General features: G+C 65.9%; 10 protein-coding genes. 8 read left to right on the top strand and 2 right to left on the bottom strand.

The features are described 5' to 3' along the window. Positions 1–117: 117 nt before the first annotated feature. Together OX460_RS06795 and OX460_RS06800 are read right to left on the bottom strand one after the other, a co-directional pair. Entirely contained in the window at positions 118–3,063 is a 2,946-nt protein-coding gene (locus tag OX460_RS06795; RefSeq protein WP_289898160.1) for a TonB-dependent receptor, read from the bottom strand. Positions 3,064–3,167: 104 nt separating this feature from the next. After that, entirely contained in the window at positions 3,168–6,518 is a 3,351-nt protein-coding gene (locus OX460_RS06800) for a TIM-barrel domain-containing protein (protein WP_289898161.1), read from the bottom strand. 345 nt (positions 6,519–6,863) lie between these two features. Here OX460_RS06800 and OX460_RS06805 point away from each other — a divergent pair, with 345 nt between their 5' ends. The 8 genes from OX460_RS06805 (at position 6,864) to OX460_RS06840 (ending at position 16,974) form a co-directional block, all read left to right on the top strand. Beyond that, complete coding sequence (locus OX460_RS06805; RefSeq protein WP_289898162.1) at positions 6,864–8,012, top strand: SIS domain-containing protein; 1,149 nt, start codon at positions 6,864–6,866, stop codon at positions 8,010–8,012. Beyond that, the gene (locus tag OX460_RS06810) at positions 7,999–8,952 is read left to right on the top strand and encodes an ROK family protein (protein ID WP_289898163.1); all 954 of its coding nucleotides are present in this window, start codon (positions 7,999–8,001) and stop codon (positions 8,950–8,952) included. Before OX460_RS06805 ends, OX460_RS06810 begins: the two co-directional genes overlap by 14 nt. Next, entirely contained in the window at positions 8,952–10,295 is a 1,344-nt protein-coding gene (locus tag OX460_RS06815) for a D-tagatose-bisphosphate aldolase, class II, non-catalytic subunit (RefSeq protein WP_289898422.1), read from the top strand. Before OX460_RS06810 ends, OX460_RS06815 begins: the two co-directional genes overlap by 1 nt. 35 nt (positions 10,296–10,330) lie before the next feature. Further along, positions 10,331–11,098 (top strand): DeoR family transcriptional regulator, encoded by a 768-nt coding sequence (locus OX460_RS06820; RefSeq protein ID WP_034781637.1) that lies wholly within the window; start codon positions 10,331–10,333, stop codon positions 11,096–11,098. Between the two features lie 3 nt (positions 11,099–11,101). After that, the gene (locus OX460_RS06825; protein WP_289898164.1) at positions 11,102–12,196 is read left to right on the top strand and encodes an N-acetylglucosamine-6-phosphate deacetylase; all 1,095 of its coding nucleotides are present in this window, start codon (positions 11,102–11,104) and stop codon (positions 12,194–12,196) included. Positions 12,197–12,234: 38 nt separating this feature from the next. Next, on the top strand, positions 12,235–14,022 hold the full coding sequence (locus OX460_RS06830) for an MFS transporter (protein WP_289898165.1): 1,788 nt from the start codon (positions 12,235–12,237) through the stop codon (positions 14,020–14,022). A 208-nt stretch (positions 14,023–14,230) separates the two neighbouring features. After that, complete coding sequence (locus OX460_RS06835; protein WP_289898166.1) at positions 14,231–15,628, top strand: amino acid permease; 1,398 nt, start codon at positions 14,231–14,233, stop codon at positions 15,626–15,628. Positions 15,629–15,687: 59 nt separating this feature from the next. Then, on the top strand, positions 15,688–16,974 hold the full coding sequence (locus OX460_RS06840; RefSeq protein ID WP_289898167.1) for a DUF445 domain-containing protein: 1,287 nt from the start codon (positions 15,688–15,690) through the stop codon (positions 16,972–16,974).

Genomic DNA, 16,974 nt, shown 5'->3' on the forward strand with positions numbered 1-16,974 from the left:
CGTCTTTCGCTTACGTTTATCTTTCGTATTGTGCATTTCGGAACATTGTCTTTTCTTTTCCATGGCAAAACCCCGGCCCGCCACAGGCAAGCTGGCGGACCGGGGCAGTGTCACGCCTTAAAAGAACTTGTAGCTGGCCGACAGGGCAAACTGGCGGCCGAACAGGTCCTGGCTATGGTTGTAGCCTTCCCAGCCGTTCGGGTCGTAGTACGGCTGCTTGTTGAACGCGTTTTTCACGTTCAGGCCCACGTCCAGGTGCTTGATCGGCTTCCAGCTGAATGCCAGGTTCACCGTCGTGTACGAGGGCGCCCCCTTGCACTGGCCGGCCGGCAGCGCCACGGAGGCGGCGGTGCAGTTTTCCGGCGTGTTGTCCTTGTCCCAGGGGCCATACGCCCAGCGCGTCTTGCCCGAATAGTTGATGAAGACACTGCTGACGAAGTTGCGGTAGCTCCAGTCGGCGTTGACGGTGGCGCGGTAGCGCGGCGAATCGTAGTAGCCGACGGTGTTGCCCTTGATGTCGCTGCCGTCTTCGCTGTCGTGGGTGTCGCGCTTGCGGATGGTGGCCGCAATGCCCGTACTCAGCTTGCCCATGTCTCCCAGCGAAAAGCGCGTGCGCGCATCGATGTCGACGCCGTCCATCAGGGTGCGGCCACGGTTCGAATACGAGTTGATCAAGCCACCCAGGTTGCCCACCGAGTAGCCGGGCACGCCGCCAGCGCACACGCCCGCGTTGGCGGGATTGGCGCACATGGCCGCCACGGCCGCCACATTGCCACGGTCAGCGTCGGTCAGGTCATTGCGGATGGCGCTGGGCGTGCCGGCCAGGGTCGGACCGTATTTGTCCACCAGTTCCGTAAACAGCTCGTTGAAGTCCTGGCGCACGATTTCGTCGCGGCGGTTGATGAACCAGTAATCGATGGAGATGCTCACGTCCTTGGCCGGCTGCAGCACCAGGCCTACGGTGGAAATCTTGGCCTTTTCCGGACGCAGGTTCTGGTTCGGCGGCGTCAGGCCGCCCACCGTCGTGGAGCAATTCGAATTGAGCAGGCTCTTGCCCAGATCCGCATCCGTCGCCACCTTGGACTTCATCAGCGCGCGCGCCATGGCATTCGTTTCATCGCAGCGCACCGTGTCGCGGATGCCGCCCACCTGCGCAAAGACGCCGCCCGTGCCCGATTCGGCCAGGTTGGGCGCGCGGAAGCCTTCGGAATACGTCCCGCGCAGCATCAGGTCGGGCCGCGCGCGCCAGATCACGCCCAGCTTGGGCGCCAGGTTGGCGGCGAAGTGCGGATATTTGTCCAGGCGCGCGGCCGCATTCACTTCCAGGGTGTCGGAAAGCGGCACCACCACCTCGCCGAACACGGCGGCGATGGTACGCCGGCCATCGAACCAGGAACCGCCCTGCTGCGTGATCAGGCCATTGGCCGCATCCGTGTTGCCGGGCGTGAGAAAACTCTCGCGCATGACATTGGTGCCCACGGCGGCGCGCACTTCGCGCTCGCCCAGCTTGAACAAGGTGCCTTCCAGCTTCGCATCCCAGGTCATCAGCTTGGTCCAGGATTCGATGGCGAAGGTCGGGTAGGCGCTGCGCAGCAGCGCCGCATTGGCCTCGCTGATTTCGCCGAACTTGTAGGCGGGATTGTCCGAAATGAACGTGCGGCCGCTGACGGGGTCTTTCGTGAACGGGCCGAATGCCTGTTCAAAACCCTTGATGTTGATGTTCGCCGTCTGGAACAAGGTGGAATGGCTGCCCGCCACGCTGAGCGCCGTTTCAAAATCCCAGCCGCCGCCGATGCTGCCGCGCAGGCCGACGAGCGCGCGGTAGTTTTCATCGACGTTCTTCTGGCCGAAGTGGCCCGTCGCATCCTGCAGCAGGTAGTTCAAGCCGGCCGCACCGCCCATCTTGGCCACCATGTCGGCATCGAGCTTGCCTTTCAGGTAGACGTTGTTGGGGCTCAGGAATGGCGTGGCGAAGGTGTTCAGGGTATTGCCCGTATTGCGCGCGAACCAGTTGTTCGTGCTGCCGCTGTTAAAGCTGGACGGGCCGTTTTCACCGCGCATCTTGATGTGGGTGAAGGCGCCTTCCGCGAACGCTTCCAGGTCGCCGCCCAGTTTCAACCGGCCGCTCAAATAAGCCGTGGCGCGCTCCGAGGTGGGGCCCGTATCGAGCTGGTTGGGCAGCGCATTCCACACGCAGCGCGTGCCCGACGCTTCCGTGATGCTGGTGTTGCAGCCAGGCGCGGCACGCTGGGTGCGCGCATTGTTGTTGGCCTTGTCGAAGACAAAGAAGGTCCCCGGGTTCATCGTGCCCGGTTCGCTGCCGACGCCCACGCGCATGTTCGGGATGAAATTGGGATTATTCGCATAAAAATACGCGGGACGCTTCTGCCAAGTGTCGGCCAGCGCGATGCGGTCGCGCTGGTAGACGTTCACGGAACCGTAGATGTTGTAGCCGTCGCTGGCCAGGTCGCCCAGGCCATACAGCACGCTGGCCTGGCGCTCGCCATAGGACTTCACGCTGGGCGAAAACTCGCCGTTGGCGCGCGCTTCCAGCCCCTGATACGACTTCTTGGTGATGACGTTGATGACGCCGGCCACGGCATCGGAGCCATACACGGCCGACGCGCCATCCGTGAGGATTTCCATGCGCTCGATGGCCGCGGCGGGAATGGCGTCGATATTGACGAACATGGTCTGGAAGCCGGCCGGCGCGCCATAGAACGACAGGCGGCGGCCATTCAACAGCACCAGGGTGCCCTGCGCACCCAGGCCGCGCAGGTTCGCCTGCGAACCGCCGTCCGAGCCCGTGAACATCGAGCGGAAGTCCTGCTGCGCCGGACGGGCGGCGGGCAGGTTGTCGAGCACCTGCAGCAAGGTGAGCGCGCCCATGTTCTCGATCTGCTTGGCGTTGATCACCTGTACGGGCGACGCCGTTTCCGCGTTGATGCGCTTCAGGCTGGACCCCGTCACTTCGACGCGCGCCAGCTTTTCTTCCTCCGCTGCCAGCGCCGTTGACGCCAATCCTACCGCCACCATGGCGGCCATCAGTTTTTTCAAGTGCATTCCCATCTCCCTTTTTATCAGTGATTTGTTTTCGTCAGGTTGCAAGAGCCCCTCCCCGGTCCGAAGAGGGGCTCGTTTTTGGTGAAATGATGAAGTGAAGTTGCTTAGCGCGGCTTGACGGTCGCGCCTTCCGTGCCGGTCAGCACGGCGTTGGCCCAGTTGCCGCAGACCCGGGCCGGGTGGGCGCCGCGCGCGCCCAGGGTGCGCAAACTGAGCTGGCTCAGGCCGCGCACGTCGATTTCGGGTTTGACCACCCCGGGAGCCGTGACCAGGCCGCTGTCATACAGCAGCCGCTCACCGCTCCAGACCTGGAATTGCAAGCCGCCCGCGCTGCGGCAGCTATCGTCCACGCCCAGGTCGGCGCGCAGCAGATTCCAGTTGCCCGCCAGCTGCAAGTCGATGCGGCTGGCTGGTCCCACGCCGAGGCCCTTGCGGAACCACAGCCCGTTCATGCGCATCTCGGCCGCCTTGCCGGCTGGCCTGTCTTTCGCGATATGCTTCGGCAGCGCCAGGTCCGACAGATAGCGCTGCACCTCCTCGCCTTCGGCCACGCGGTGCTCGAGCACGCGGAATTCGGACAGGGTGACGGGCGCCACGTCGGTCGCCAGCGCCGCATCGAACGCGCGCGCCACCGGTGCGCCTTGCGCCGCCGTGACCATCGGGTCGGTGGACGCCGCGCCATCGCCTTCCGGATTTTGCGTGCTCATCACGCGGAAGCGCAGCAGGCGCCCGGCCGTGGCAGGGAAACTGATCGTCTGCGTGCCCTGTTCCAGTTTCAGGGTGCCGCGCGCAAGCGGCGCGCCCCACTCGCCATTGTTGTCGCCGATGTAGATTTCATAGTCGCGCACCTGGCCATGCTTCCAGTGCTGGTCGTTGCGCGGCGCCAGTTCGATGCCGTCGACCAGGCGCCGTTCCGTGAAGCCGATCACCCATTCGTGCGGCCCGCTCTTCACGGACGGGCTGCGCACGGTGCGGAACCAGGTCTCCGGCTTGCCATCGAAGGCGTTTTCCAGCGGATAGCCATTTTCCTCAAACGGACGTCCCACCACCTGCATGGCATCGGCCGGCAAGGCGCGGCCCGGCACGGGTGCGGCCGGGAAATCCGCATCGATTCTCGCCACGGCCAGCGCGCCGGCCACTTGCAAGGTCAAGGCCTGGCGGATATCCTGCGCCGCCACCTTCACGTGCAGGGTGCCCTGGCGGTCGGCAGCATCGAAATACCAGCCGTCCAGCGCCTTGTCGTAGGCGGCGCGGTCGCCGGACGCCGCGATCACGCGTTCGCCTGCCCGCACGGCGGCCGGGGCCTGGCCCGCCAGCATGCGCAGCGCATAGCCGCGGCGCGCTTCCTGGCCCTGGTACTGGCCATCGACGGCGCCGATGTCGACCTGCACGTCGCTGCCCGTCTGGCGCATGCGGATGACTTGCTGGCTGAAGGCGCCGCCCTGGTACTGGCGCGTGTTGCCGTCGTCTTCATACAGCGTGTATTCGGAGCCGCCGTGCGGGTAGATATCGAGCGTGAGCTGATCCTTCGGCTTCTGGCCGTCGTACAGCATTTCCGGATACATGGGCAGGATGGCGCCGGCCCGCACGAACACGGGCAGCTTGTCCAGCGTGACCTGCATGTCCAGGTCGCGCCCTTTCGCGTCCGCCGTGGCCTGGCGGCCGTCCCAGTAGTCGTACCACGTGCCCTGCGGCAGGTGGATGCCCTTGCGCCAGCCGCCGCTGACGGCCTGGCTGCGGTAGACGGGCGCCACCAGCACGTCGCGGCCCAGGAGGAACTGGTATTTATAGGCTTCCGTGTAGGCGGCCGGGTCTTGCGGGTAGTCCCACATCAGGCCCCGCACCAGCGGCGCGCCCGATTGCTCCGCTTCGCGCACCAGCGTATACATATACGGCGTCAAACGCATCTTGAGCTTCAAGTAGCGGCGGTTGATGTCGCGGTACGGCGCGTCAAACCACCACGGATGCTTGCGCTCGGCCGCGGCCCAGCCGGACATGCCCATCAGGACGGGCGTAAAGCTTTTCCACTGCAAGTCGCGCAGATAGGTTTCCGGGCTGCCGCCAAAGATGGCGTCCACGTCGCCGGACGCATACGCCTGGCCGGACAGGCCCGAGCCGATCAGGGTCGGGATGTGCCAGCGGATGTAGTCCCAGCTGGCACTCTGGTCGCCCGTCCACGCCACGGCGTAGCGCTGGATGCCGGCCCAGCCCATCACCGTCCACAGAAATGGCCGGCTGTCGGAGTTGTTCAGGATGCCGTCATAGGCCGACTTGTTCGCGTCCATGGCAAACTGGTAGCCCTTGCCCGTCCACGCCACGTCCAGCTTTTGCACGCGGCTGCCCGCCTGACCCACTTCCCACGCGATCTTGTCGACGCCGTTTTCCGTCCACAGACCCGTGCGGAAGCCATAGCCGGCCAGGCCCTTCACGGTTTCCGGCAAATTCGTGTAGCCGCAGCCATAGCCATCGTTGGGCAGAATCCAGCCGCCCGGCATGTCGTGCTCGCGGTACTGGCGCGCCACGCTTTCCACCACGTCCGGCGTCTTGCCGGTCGGGCCATCGGTCCAGCCCTTCGGCACGGAACCGGGCTTTTTCACGTTGTCGCCATCGTTGTAGCAATCGGCGTCGCCGTATTCCAGCGCCCAGCGGGGCAGCATGCGGGCGCGGCCCGTCAAGTCCGTGTAGCGGGCGACGACGTCGCGCACGTCCTTGCCGACGAAGAAATACGCGTCATAGCGGCCTTCCGCGTGCTGCAGCGATATCTGTTCCTTGTCGCGCAAGTCGTAGTTCCCGTCGGACCAGGTATTGCGCAGCATGCCCCAGCCCCGTGAACTCATGAGAAATGGCGCGGGATTCGGCCGGTCGCCCTCTTCCCAGCCGCCCGAATACGACACGGGCACCTGCTTGCCCTTGAATTCGAAGCGGCCATTCTGCTGGCCGCCGCCAAAGTATCGTTCGCCGGGCAGGCTGGAAAGCACCTGCACGCCCTGCTTGTCGTCGAGCGACAGCGGCTGCACTTCGCGCCACAGGGGCACCGTGTCGCCCTTGCGGTACAAGGTAAAGCGCAGCGGCTTGCGGTCGATGCGCAGGCTCAGGGCTTCGGTGCTGATCAGGATATGGCCGGGCTGTTCGTCGATCTGGTATGCCACCTGTGCGGCCGGCTGGCCCACGACGATGGGCGCGGCCTTGTCGCCGGGGCCCGTCAAGCCCCCCTTGCCGCCCGCCTGGATGCGCAGCACGTCCGCCTGCGGCAGGCTGATACGCAACTGCATGCCCGTGTCGCTGCGCACATCCCAGCCCAGCGCCTCGCCCTTGACCACGTCGGCCGGGTGCACGGCGGACAATGACTGCAGATTGCCGATGGTCGCGGCCTGCAAGCCAGGCGCTGACAGGGTGGCAAGGGCGGCGAGGACACAGGCGGCAAGGAGGCGGCGGGGAAGCGGGAGAGGTTTCATCGGCTGGCTTTCAGAAGTAATTCAATGAAATTACTTTAAGAAGAAAAATAAATATCGTCAACCAAAAGAAAGTTTTGACGCCAATTTATTAATAAAATACCTAAAATCAGCTCATTTATCTTACGTTTTACCAAAAAATCACGATACATACTTTCGTTATCGTCGCATTTCAGCGACAGGCCGCGCCGTCACACGCTTTCACGCTGCACTGCAGCACGCTCCGACACCGTTAAAACGACACTATTTCGCAAGTGGATTAAAAATTTACTTTCGTTTTACTTTCGTATTTGACTTTTCGAAATTTAGTATTTATGCTTTCTCCAACAAACACTTTACTGACACTCCATGACTACCCTTCTTCAGCGTGACATTCAAACCTGGCGCGACATCGGCGGCCTGCACACGGCCGAGGAAATCGCCCACCAGCCAGCCATCTGGCGCGCGCTGTCCGGCATTTTGCGCAACGAGCAAGCCAGCCTGGCCGCCTTCCTGGGCGACGCGCTGTCCAATCCGCAGCAGCGCGTCATCCTGACGGGCGCCGGCAGCTCGGCCTATGTGGGCGAGATCGTCGTCGATACCCTGAACGCGGCCTGGCCTGCGCAGATCCGCGCCATCGCCACCACCACCCTGCTGACGCATCACGAGCTGTACCTGGAAGCGGATGCGCCCACCCTGCTCGTCTCGTTTGCCCGCAGCGGCGACAGCCCGGAAAGCCTGGCGGCCGTGGAACTGCTGCGCCAGGTCGTGCCCGGCGCGCGCTTCCTGAACATCACCTGCAACGCCGACGGCAAGCTGGCGCGCCAGGGCGCCAACGACAGCAACACCTATAATCTGCTGATGCCGGAAGGCAGCTGCGACCGCGGCTTCGCCATGACCAGCAGCTTTAGCAGCATGCTGCTGGCGGCCCTGTCGGTGCTTGGCAAGGACACGGATTTACAGCGTCTGGACACGCTGGCGCAGCTGGGCGAGCAAGCCTTGCGCGACTGGTCGGCGCCCGTGGCGGACCTGGGATCAACACCCGTGCAGCGCGTCGTCTACCTGGGCAGCGGCCCGCTGGAAGCGCTGGCCAAGGAAGCGGCCCTGAAAATCCTGGAATTGACGGGCGGCCGCGTGATGGCGATGGCGAATACCGCACTGGGATTCCGCCACGGCCCGAAATCGGCCGTCACCACGGAGTCGCTGGTAATCCTGCTGCGCAGCAGCAAGCCGCTGGCGCGCCAGTACGAAGACGACCTGCTGAAAGAACTGCAGCGCGACAGCGTGGCGCAGCGCTGCCTGACGGTAGGCATCGGCGGCGACTTATCTGCCAACTTAGCGGCCGATGCGCCGGCCTGGCCCGACGCCTGGCTGGCCCCTCTGTGGCTGCTGATGGCGCAGCAATATGCACTGCACCAGTCCGCGCTGCTGCAACTGCGCCCCGACAATCCATTCGCCGGCGGCATCGTCAACCGTGTCGTACAGGGCGTCACCATCTATGGCCATGACCAATTCTAATCGCACCGCCGGCTACCACGGCATCGACATCGGCGGCAGCAAGATGGAGCTGGTCGCCTTTGCCGACCGCGACGGCGCGCTGACGGAAGCGTTCCGCGAACGGGTGGCCACGCCGGGCGACGATTTTGCCGCCTTCGTGCAGGCCATCGTCGACCTGGTGGCGCGCGGCGACGCCGCCCTGGGCACGACGGCGCCCGTCGGCATCGGCTTGCCCGGCGTGATCGACAGCGCCAGCGGACGCCAGCTCAGTTCCAACGTGCCGGCCCTGAACGGCCGCCTGGTGGCGCAAACCCTGCAGCAAGCCTTGCAGCGCCCTGTCGCCATCGGCAACGATTGCCAGTGCTTCGCCCTGTCGGAAGCGCAGGGCGGCGCGGCCGACAATGCCGCCAGCATGTTCGGCGCCATCCTCGGCACGGGCGCCGGCGGCGGCTATTGCGTGGGCGGCCAGCTGCTGCGCGGCTTTAACGGCGTGGCCGGGGAATGGGGCCATTGGAGCCTGCCCGCCACCCTGCTGGCGCAGCACGGCCTGGCCGAATACCCCTGCCCGTGCGGCAAGGCGGGCTGCCTGGAACGCTATGTCTCCGGCCCCGCCATGCGCAAGCTCCACGCTCACTTTGGCGGCGACGGCGCCGAACCGCTGGCGATCGTGGCGCGCGCCAACATGGGCGACGTCGTGGCCCAGCGCACGGTCGCCGTGCACCTCGATGTGCTGGGCCACGCGCTGGCCGGCCTGGTGCTGGCCTACGACCCGCACGTCATCGTGCTCGGCGGCGGCTTGTCCAAGCTGCCGCACCTGTACGACAAGCTGCCGGCCGCCGTCAAGCGCCACCTGTTCCCCGGCGTGCACGTGCCGCCTATCCTGCCGCCCCGCTTTGGCGACGCCGGCGGCGCGCGCGGCGCGGCCCTTTTGATACGACAACATACAAAGGCGTCAACATGATGAAGCAAGCGGAAAACCCGACTTTTACCCTGTCCCCGATCCAGCAAGTGATCAAGGCGCACCGCCGCGGCGAGCGCATGGGACTGTACGCCGTCTGCTGCAGCCACCCGAGCGTGCTGCGCGCCGCCATGCGCGTGGCCAGCGAATACGACACCGTGCTGCTGGTCGAGGCGACGTCGAACCAGGTCGACCAGTTCGGCGGCTACACGGGCATGACGCCGGCCGTTTTCCGCGACACCATGCTGGCACTGGCCCGCGAACAGGGCTTCCCCGCCAGCCGCCTGGTGCTGGGCGGCGACCATCTGGGTCCGAACGCCTGGCAGCACCTCGATGCGGCCACCGCCATGGACCATGCCGAAACCCTGATCGCCGCGTATGCGTCGGCCGGTTTCCATAAGATCCACCTCGATTGCAGCATGCGCTGCGTGGATGACCCCTTGCAGCTCGACGATGAAACCGTGGCCGCCCGTTCCGCGCGCCTGTGCATCGTCGCCGAGGAAGCGGCGGCCGCCGCCGGCTTCGCGCCGCCCGTCTACGTGATCGGCACGGAAGTGCCGATTCCCGGCGGCGAAGCGTCGCTGGTGCAGGCCGGCGCCGTCACCAGCCCGCAAGCGGCGCGCCGCACCCTCGACGTGCACCGCCGCGCCTTCCTCGACAACGGCCTGCATGGCGCCTGGCGCCGCGTCATCGCCATGGTGGTGCAGCCGGGCGTCGATTTCGACCAGAGCAGCATCCAGCACTACGATGCGGATGCCGCCGCCGAGCTGTCGGCCTTTGTCGCCGAGCAGCCTGGCCTCGTGTTCGAAGCCCATTCCACCGACTACCAGCGCGAAACGGCGCTGCACGCCATGGTGCGCGACCATTTCGCCATCCTGAAAGTGGGCCCGGCCGCCACCTTCGCCCTGCGCGAGGCGCTGTTCGCCCTGTGCCAGATCGAGGAAGAACTGCTGCCGGCGCACGCCACCTCGCAGCTGATGCAAGTGCTCGACGACGTGATGGTGGCCAAGCCGAAGAACTGGATCAAGCATTACCTGGGCACGCCGGAAGAACAGCGATTGATGCGCCGCTACGGCTTGAGCGACCGTTGCCGCTATTACTGGGGCGAGCCGGAAGTGGCGGCCGCGGTCGGCAAGCTGCTGGCCAACCTGGACGCCGTGGCCATTCCGCTGCCGCTGCTGAGCCAGCATTTGCCGGAACAGTACCTGGCCGTGGTGCAGGGCAGCTTGCCAGCGCAGGCGCCGGCCTTGATCGAGCACAAGATCGGCAGCTTGCTGGCGCAATATGCGCGCGCCTGCAACCGCAATGCGGCAGTGGCCGTCATTGCCGAAGCGGCAATCTGTTAAGCTCGGTATTTTCATTTTTTACTGAGCCCGCCACCATGCGAAATACCAGCCAACGCCGTGAATCCATCCTCCAAATGCTTGCCCAGCAGGGCTCGGTGCAGGTGACCGATCTGGTGGAAAAGCTCGGCGTGTCCGCGGTCACCATCCGCAGCGACTTGAATGCGCTGGAAGCGCAAGGCATGGCCACGCGCAGCCACGGCGGCGCGACCCTGACGCGCACGCCACCGCCCGAGCACACGATACGCCAGAAGGACGCCATCAACCACGAGCAGAAGGAGCGCATCGGCGCCTATGCGGCGCGGCTGGTGGAACCGGGCGACAACATCATCATCGACTCGGGCACCACCACCATCTCGCTGGCGCGCCATCTGCGCGACGCGACGGGCGTGACGGTGGCCACGAATGGCCTGAACATCGCGTGGGAACTGGCCGACGCACCCGGCGTGGACCTGATCCTCACGGGCGGCCTGCTGCGCAAGCAATCGCTGTCGATCCAGGGCAGCCAGGCCGAAACCTGTTTGCAGGCCTACAGCTTCGACAAGCTGTTCCTGGGCGTGGACGGCTTCGACCTGCAGTTTGGCGTGACCACCCACCACGAAGCGGAAGCAAGCCTGAACCACAAGATGGTGGAACGGGCCAAGAAAATCATCGTCCTCACGGACGCCTCGAAGTTCGGCCGCGTCAGCCTGCACCGCATCGTGCAGCTGGACCGCGTCGATACCGTCATCACCGATGCCAGCATCAGCCAGGAGTACCGCGAAGGGCTGCAAAAGCTGGGCATCGAACTTTTTATAGCGGAATAACACATGCTGAGCGGCAGAATCCTTACCCCATCTGGCTGGATCACGGGCACCATCACCTTTGACCAGCGCATCGTCCAGATACAAGAAGACCCTGCCGCCGACAGCGCGCTGACCATCCTGCCCGGCTTCATCGACCTGCACGTGCATGGCGCGGCCGGCGTCGACATCATGGAAGGCGACAACGCGGGCGCCACCGTGGCGCAGGTGCACGCGCGCCACGGCACCACGGCCCTGCTGGGCACCACCCTGACGGCGAAGGAGCCGTCGATCCTGCGCGCCCTGCAAGGCCTGGCCGGCGTCATCGCCGAGCGCCCCGCCAACGGCGCGCGCATGCTGGGCGTGCACCTGGAAGGCCCGTTCCTGAACCTGCACCGCCTGGGCGCGCAGCCGCCCGACGTCGTGCAGGCCAGCCTGGCGCTGGTGCAGCGCTTCCACGCCATCGCCCCCATCAAGGTCTTGACCATGGCGCCGGAAATCCCCGGCCACCTGGAACTGATCCCGCAGCTGGCGGCCATGGGCATCCGCGTGCAGATCGGCCACAGCGCCGGCACGTATGACGAAGGCGTGGCGGCGCTCAACGCCGGCGTTTCCGGCTTTACCCACCTGTACAACGGCATGACGGGCATGACGCATTACGACCCCGGCATGGTGGGCGCCGCGCTGGCGCATGCCGAGTACGCGGAAATCATCCCCGACCTGCAGCACGTGGCCAAGGGCGCCCTGCGCGCGGCCCTGCGCGCCATCCCCCGCCTGTACGGCGTGACGGACGCCACCTCGGCCACCGGTATGCCCGATGGCGAATACGGCCTGGGCACGCAGCGCGTCTACAAATGCCTGGGCTGCGTGCGCCTGGCCACGGGCTCGCTGGCCGGCAGCGTGCTGACCATGGACCAGGCCCTGCGCAATTTCGTCGACCTGGGCCTGGACCTGGCCGACGCCTCGAACCGCTTGTCGCTGTACCCGGCCGACTACCTGGGCGAATCCGAACGGGGCCGCCTGGCGCCCGGCGCCTGGGCCGATATCGTCGTCCTCGATTCCACATTACAGCCAGTGTCCGTCTTCGTCGAAGGCGCGGCCATCGATCTTTCCAGCCGCTAGACCACCTCAACCCACCTCAACCCCGTCCCGGAGTTTTCATGCACGACACGTCACACAAGGCCCCCGTGTGGGCCATGCGCTACCTGCTATTTATTGCCGGCATGGGGGGATTGCTGTACGGCATAGACATCGGCATCATCGCCGGCGCCCTGCCCTACCTGGAATCGACGGCCTCCGTGGCGTGGAAACTGACGGCCCAGCAGCTGAGCTTTATCGTCGCCGCCGTACTGTTGGGTTCCGTCCTCTCCTCGCTGTTCGCCGGCACCCTTGCCGACATCCTCGGCCGGCGCTGGGTGATGTTCCTGGCCGGCGCCCTGTTCAGCGCCAGCATCCCGCTGATCGCGCTGGCCGACGGCTACATGCCGCTGCTGCTGGGCCGTCTGCTGCAAGGCATCAGCGGCGGCTTGATCGGCGTCGTCGTGCCCCTGTACCTGGCCGAATGCCTGCCCGCGCAGCAGCGCGGACGGGGCGCGGCCCTGTTCCAGCTGCTGCTGACCATCGGCCTGGTGGCCGCCGCCCTGATCGGCCTGCTGCAGGCGCAGACGGTGGAAACGGCCACGCAGGCGGCGCAAGCGCTGCCGGAAGCGGGCCGCATCGCCGCCATTTTTACCGCCAAGGACCACGCCTGGCGCAGCATCTTCTGGGTCTGTCTGACACCCGGCCTGGTGTTTACCGTCGGCGCCCTGCTGCTGGCCGAATCGCCGCGCTGGCTGGCGCAACGGGGCCGCATCGAGCAGGCGCGCCAGTCGCTGCTGCGCACGCGTCTGCCTGCCGACGCCGACATCGAACTGCGCGAGATGCAGGATACGCCGGAAAATACGGCCAAGGCCGGCGGCAAGGCCAGGGATCCGCTGCTGAGCCGCCGCTACGTGCTGCCCTTCCTGCTCGCTTGCCTGATCCTCGCCTGCACCCAGGCGACGGGCATCAATTCCATCCTCGCCTACGTCGTCAATATCCTGAACCAGGCGGGCCTGTCGGGCGCCTCCGCCAACATGGCGGACGTGTTGTTGAAGGTGCTGAACGCCGTGATGACGGTGGTGGCCGTGCTGCTGGTCGACCGCAAGGGCCGCAAATTCCTGCTGATGCTGGGCACGGGCGGCATCGTCGTCTCGCTGCTGGCGGCCGGCCTGCTGTTCCGCGGCGCCGAAGCGCACCTGGCCGACGTGCGTCCCTCCATCGCCACGCAGGTGCAAGCGGACAGCCTGGCCTTGCGCCTCGATGCGGCCACCTTGGCGGCCCTGGGCGCGGCAACCGACGGCACGCCGCAACAGCTGACCATCGCCTACGCCTACGGCCCGTTCACCAACGTGAAAAGCCTGCGCAGCGACGATCCCGTACTGCGCCAGGTGACGATCGCCCGCGCGGACGCCGTGCAGGCCGACAGCGTGATCGGCGTGTTCTTCCGCAAGCTGCACCTGAACCCGTTCGCCGACCCGGCCGCCGGGCGCGAGGCGCCGCTGCGCATCGAGAAGGCCAGCCTGGGCCCCGTGCCATCGTCCACGCACGGCTGGCTGGTGGCGATCGCCATCTGCGTGTTCGTTTCCAGCTTTGCCGTGGGGCCGGGCGTGTGCGTGTGGCTGGCCCTGTCCGAGCTGATGCCGACCCGTATCCGCTCGAACGGCATGAGCATCGCCCTGCTGGTCAATCAATTTGTCTCGACGGTGATCGCCGCCATCTTCCTGCCGACCGTGGGCTTGCACGGTTATTCGACGCTGTTCTTCTTTGGCGCCGGCTGCACCGTGCTGTACTTCCTGGCGGCGGCCTTCCTGCTGCCGGAGACCAAAGGCAAGACACTGGAAGAGATCGAGGCGCACTTTTCAAAGTAAGCCAAAGTAACCATTTGTAGCAGTCTCCTTTTCAGCCCCGGCCACTTCCGGGGCTGTTTTTTTGCCCGCAAGACAAGCTTCCGGGCTGGCGCGCACGCCAAAGTACGGTTTTCCTTCTGGAATCTTGGCCGCCTGGGCTAGAATCTGGCTGCGTCGTGCTACTCACGAGGCGGCAATGGCGCCATGACAAAAACCACCAGGAGACACAGTGAGCTTATTTAGAACCAAGAATTTGGATGACATGATTGCCCACAGCAAGAAGCCAGGAGGTCTGGCCAAGGTGCTGGGGCCCTTCGACCTTGTCCTCATGGGCATCGGCGCCATCGTCGGCACGGGCATTTTCGTGCTCACCGGCACGGGTGCGCTGACGGCCGGCCCCGCCCTGTCGCTGTCGTTTGTCGTGGCGGCCGTGGCCTGCTGCTTCGCCGCCCTGTGCTATGCGGAATTTGCCTCCACCGTGCCGGTGGCCGGCTCCATCTACACCTACAGCTATGCGACTTTGGGCGAGCTGGCCGCCTGGATGATAGGCTGGGACTTGCTGCTCGAATACGGCCTGGCCGCGGCCGCCGTCTCCGTCGGCTGGTCCGGCTACTTCCAGTCGCTGCTGTCGGGCTTTGGCATCGCCCTGCCCGTCGCGCTCACCGCCGCGCCGGGCGCCCTGCCCGGCGTGACCACCTTCATCAACCTGCCGGCCCTCGTCATCATGCTGGCCCTGACGGCCATGCTGGGCTGGGGCGTGCGCGAATCGGCGCGCCTGAACAACATCATGGTGGCCATCAAGGTGGGCGTGGTGCTGCTGTTTATCATCTTCGGCGCGCGCCACGTGCAGCCGGCCAACTGGCAGCCCTACATGCCGTTCGGCTACCACGGCATGCTGAGCGCCGCCGCCCTCGTCTTCTTCGCCTTCATCGGCTTTGACGCCGTCACCTCGGCCGCAGAGGAAGTCAAGAAACCGTCGCGCGACCTGCCGATCGGCATCATCGGCTCGCTGGCCGTGTGCGCCGTGCTGTACGTGGTGGTGTCGGCCATCATGACGGGCATCGTGCCATACCAGAAATTCCTCGGCGTCGACCATCCCGTCTCGCTGGCGCTGCAGTATGCGGGCGAAAACTGGATCGCCGGCTTCGTCGACCTGGGCGCCATCCTCGGCATGACCACCGTGATCCTCGTGATGGCGTTTGGCCAGACGCGCATCATCTTCGCCATGTCGCGCGACGGCTTGCTGCCCAAGCGCCTGTCCACCGTGCACCCGCGCTTCCACACGCCGTTCTTCGCCACCTGGCTCGTCGGCATCGTGTTTGGCCTGATCGCCGCCGTGATCCCGCTCAACATTCTCGCCGAGCTGATCAACATTGGCACCCTGGCCGCTTTCACCATGGTGTCGGTTGCCGTGGTGGTGCTGCGCAAGCGCCGTCCCGACCTGCCGCGCGCCTTCCGCTGCCCCGGCGTGCCGTACGTGCCGGCGCTGGCCGTCATCCTGTGCGTGGGCCTGATGAGCTTCCTCAGCTGGGTCACCTGGGTGGCCTTCACCATCTGGCTGGTGATCGGCCTGGTGATCTACTTCGGCTACGCGCGTCGCCGTTCGCTGCTGCATCCGCAACAGTAATCGCATCACTGCGCCATCGCAGTAAGATGGCGGTCTCGCAACCCTGCAGGCCGCCATCCATGCAACCTTCCCCCGACCTCATCGCACAGCTGGACCGGAGCACGGACCAGCTCAAGCGCGCGCGCCTGCGCAGCATGCAGTGGCTGGCCGTCGGCTTGCTGCTGCTGGCCGCGCTGGTCTTCGCCGTGGCCCGCTCGCAGCGGGACGGCCACCCCGCCTGGGGCTACGTGGAAGCGTTTGCCGAAGCGGCCATGGTGGGCGCGATCGCCGACTGGTTCGCCGTCGTCGCCCTGTTCCGCCACCCGCTGGGCATCCCCCTGTGGCATACGGCCATCATCCCGAACAGCAAAGCGGACATCGGCCGCAGCCTGGGCGCCTTCGTGGAAAACCATTTCATTACCGAACAAGGCATCGCCGAACGCATCGTGCAAGCCGACCCCGCCGCGCGCCTGGGCGCCTGGCTCGGTGACGAGACGCACGCGCGGCAGCTGGGCATGGCCGGCGCCGGTGTCGCCAGACAGCTGCTGGCGATGGCCGACCACGACAAACTGGGGCGTCTGCTGCGCGAGCAGGTCAGCGGCTATCTGGGCCAATTGAATGTGTCGGACGTGGCGGCCGACTGCATCGATGCGCTGATCGCCGACGGCAAGCCGCAGGAATTGCTGGACTTCCTGCTCGACCGCAGCGCCGCCTACCTGGACGATGAGCACCACCACGCCGCCATCGGCGACTTCGTGCTGGGCGCCTTCCAGATCGAGAACGCGCTGGTGAAAAAAGCCGTGAAAGCGTATGAGCCGCGCATGATCGCCTCGCTGCAGAAATTCGCCCTCGCCGTGCGCGTCGATCCGGCCCACCCGCTGCGCCAGCGCATCGCCGGCTGGATCGCCGACAGCGCGCTGCACCTGAAGGCCGACCCGCAGTGGCAAGCCACGGTGCGCCGCTACCAGCTGCAGCTGATCGCCAGCGACACGGTGCAAGCCATGCTGGGCGACGTCTGGAACCACCTCCGCGCGCGCCTGCTGGCCGACCTGCACGCCGACCAGCCCGTGCTGGCGCAAGCCATCGCCAGCCTGGCGCGCAACACGGGCACGGTGCTGGGCGCGGACCAGGCCGCGCGGGCATGGCTGAACGACGCCATCGTCGCCGGCAGCGGCGCGCTGGTGCGCCGCTACCGGGGCGAGGTGGGCGCCTTCATCGCCGCCCGCCTGGACCTGTGGAGCAAGGACGAGATGAGCGAGCGCATCGAACTGGCCATCGGGCGCGACCTGCAATTCATCCGCATCAACGGCACCGTCGTGGGCGGCCTGGCCGGTTTGCTGATTTATACGGCTACCCAGCTGTTCTAG

Origin of the sequence: Janthinobacterium sp. SUN033 (assembly GCF_030397595.1) — a bacterium.
In the GTDB taxonomy this organism is placed as follows: Bacteria; Pseudomonadota; Gammaproteobacteria; order Burkholderiales; family Burkholderiaceae_D; genus Janthinobacterium; species Janthinobacterium kumbetense.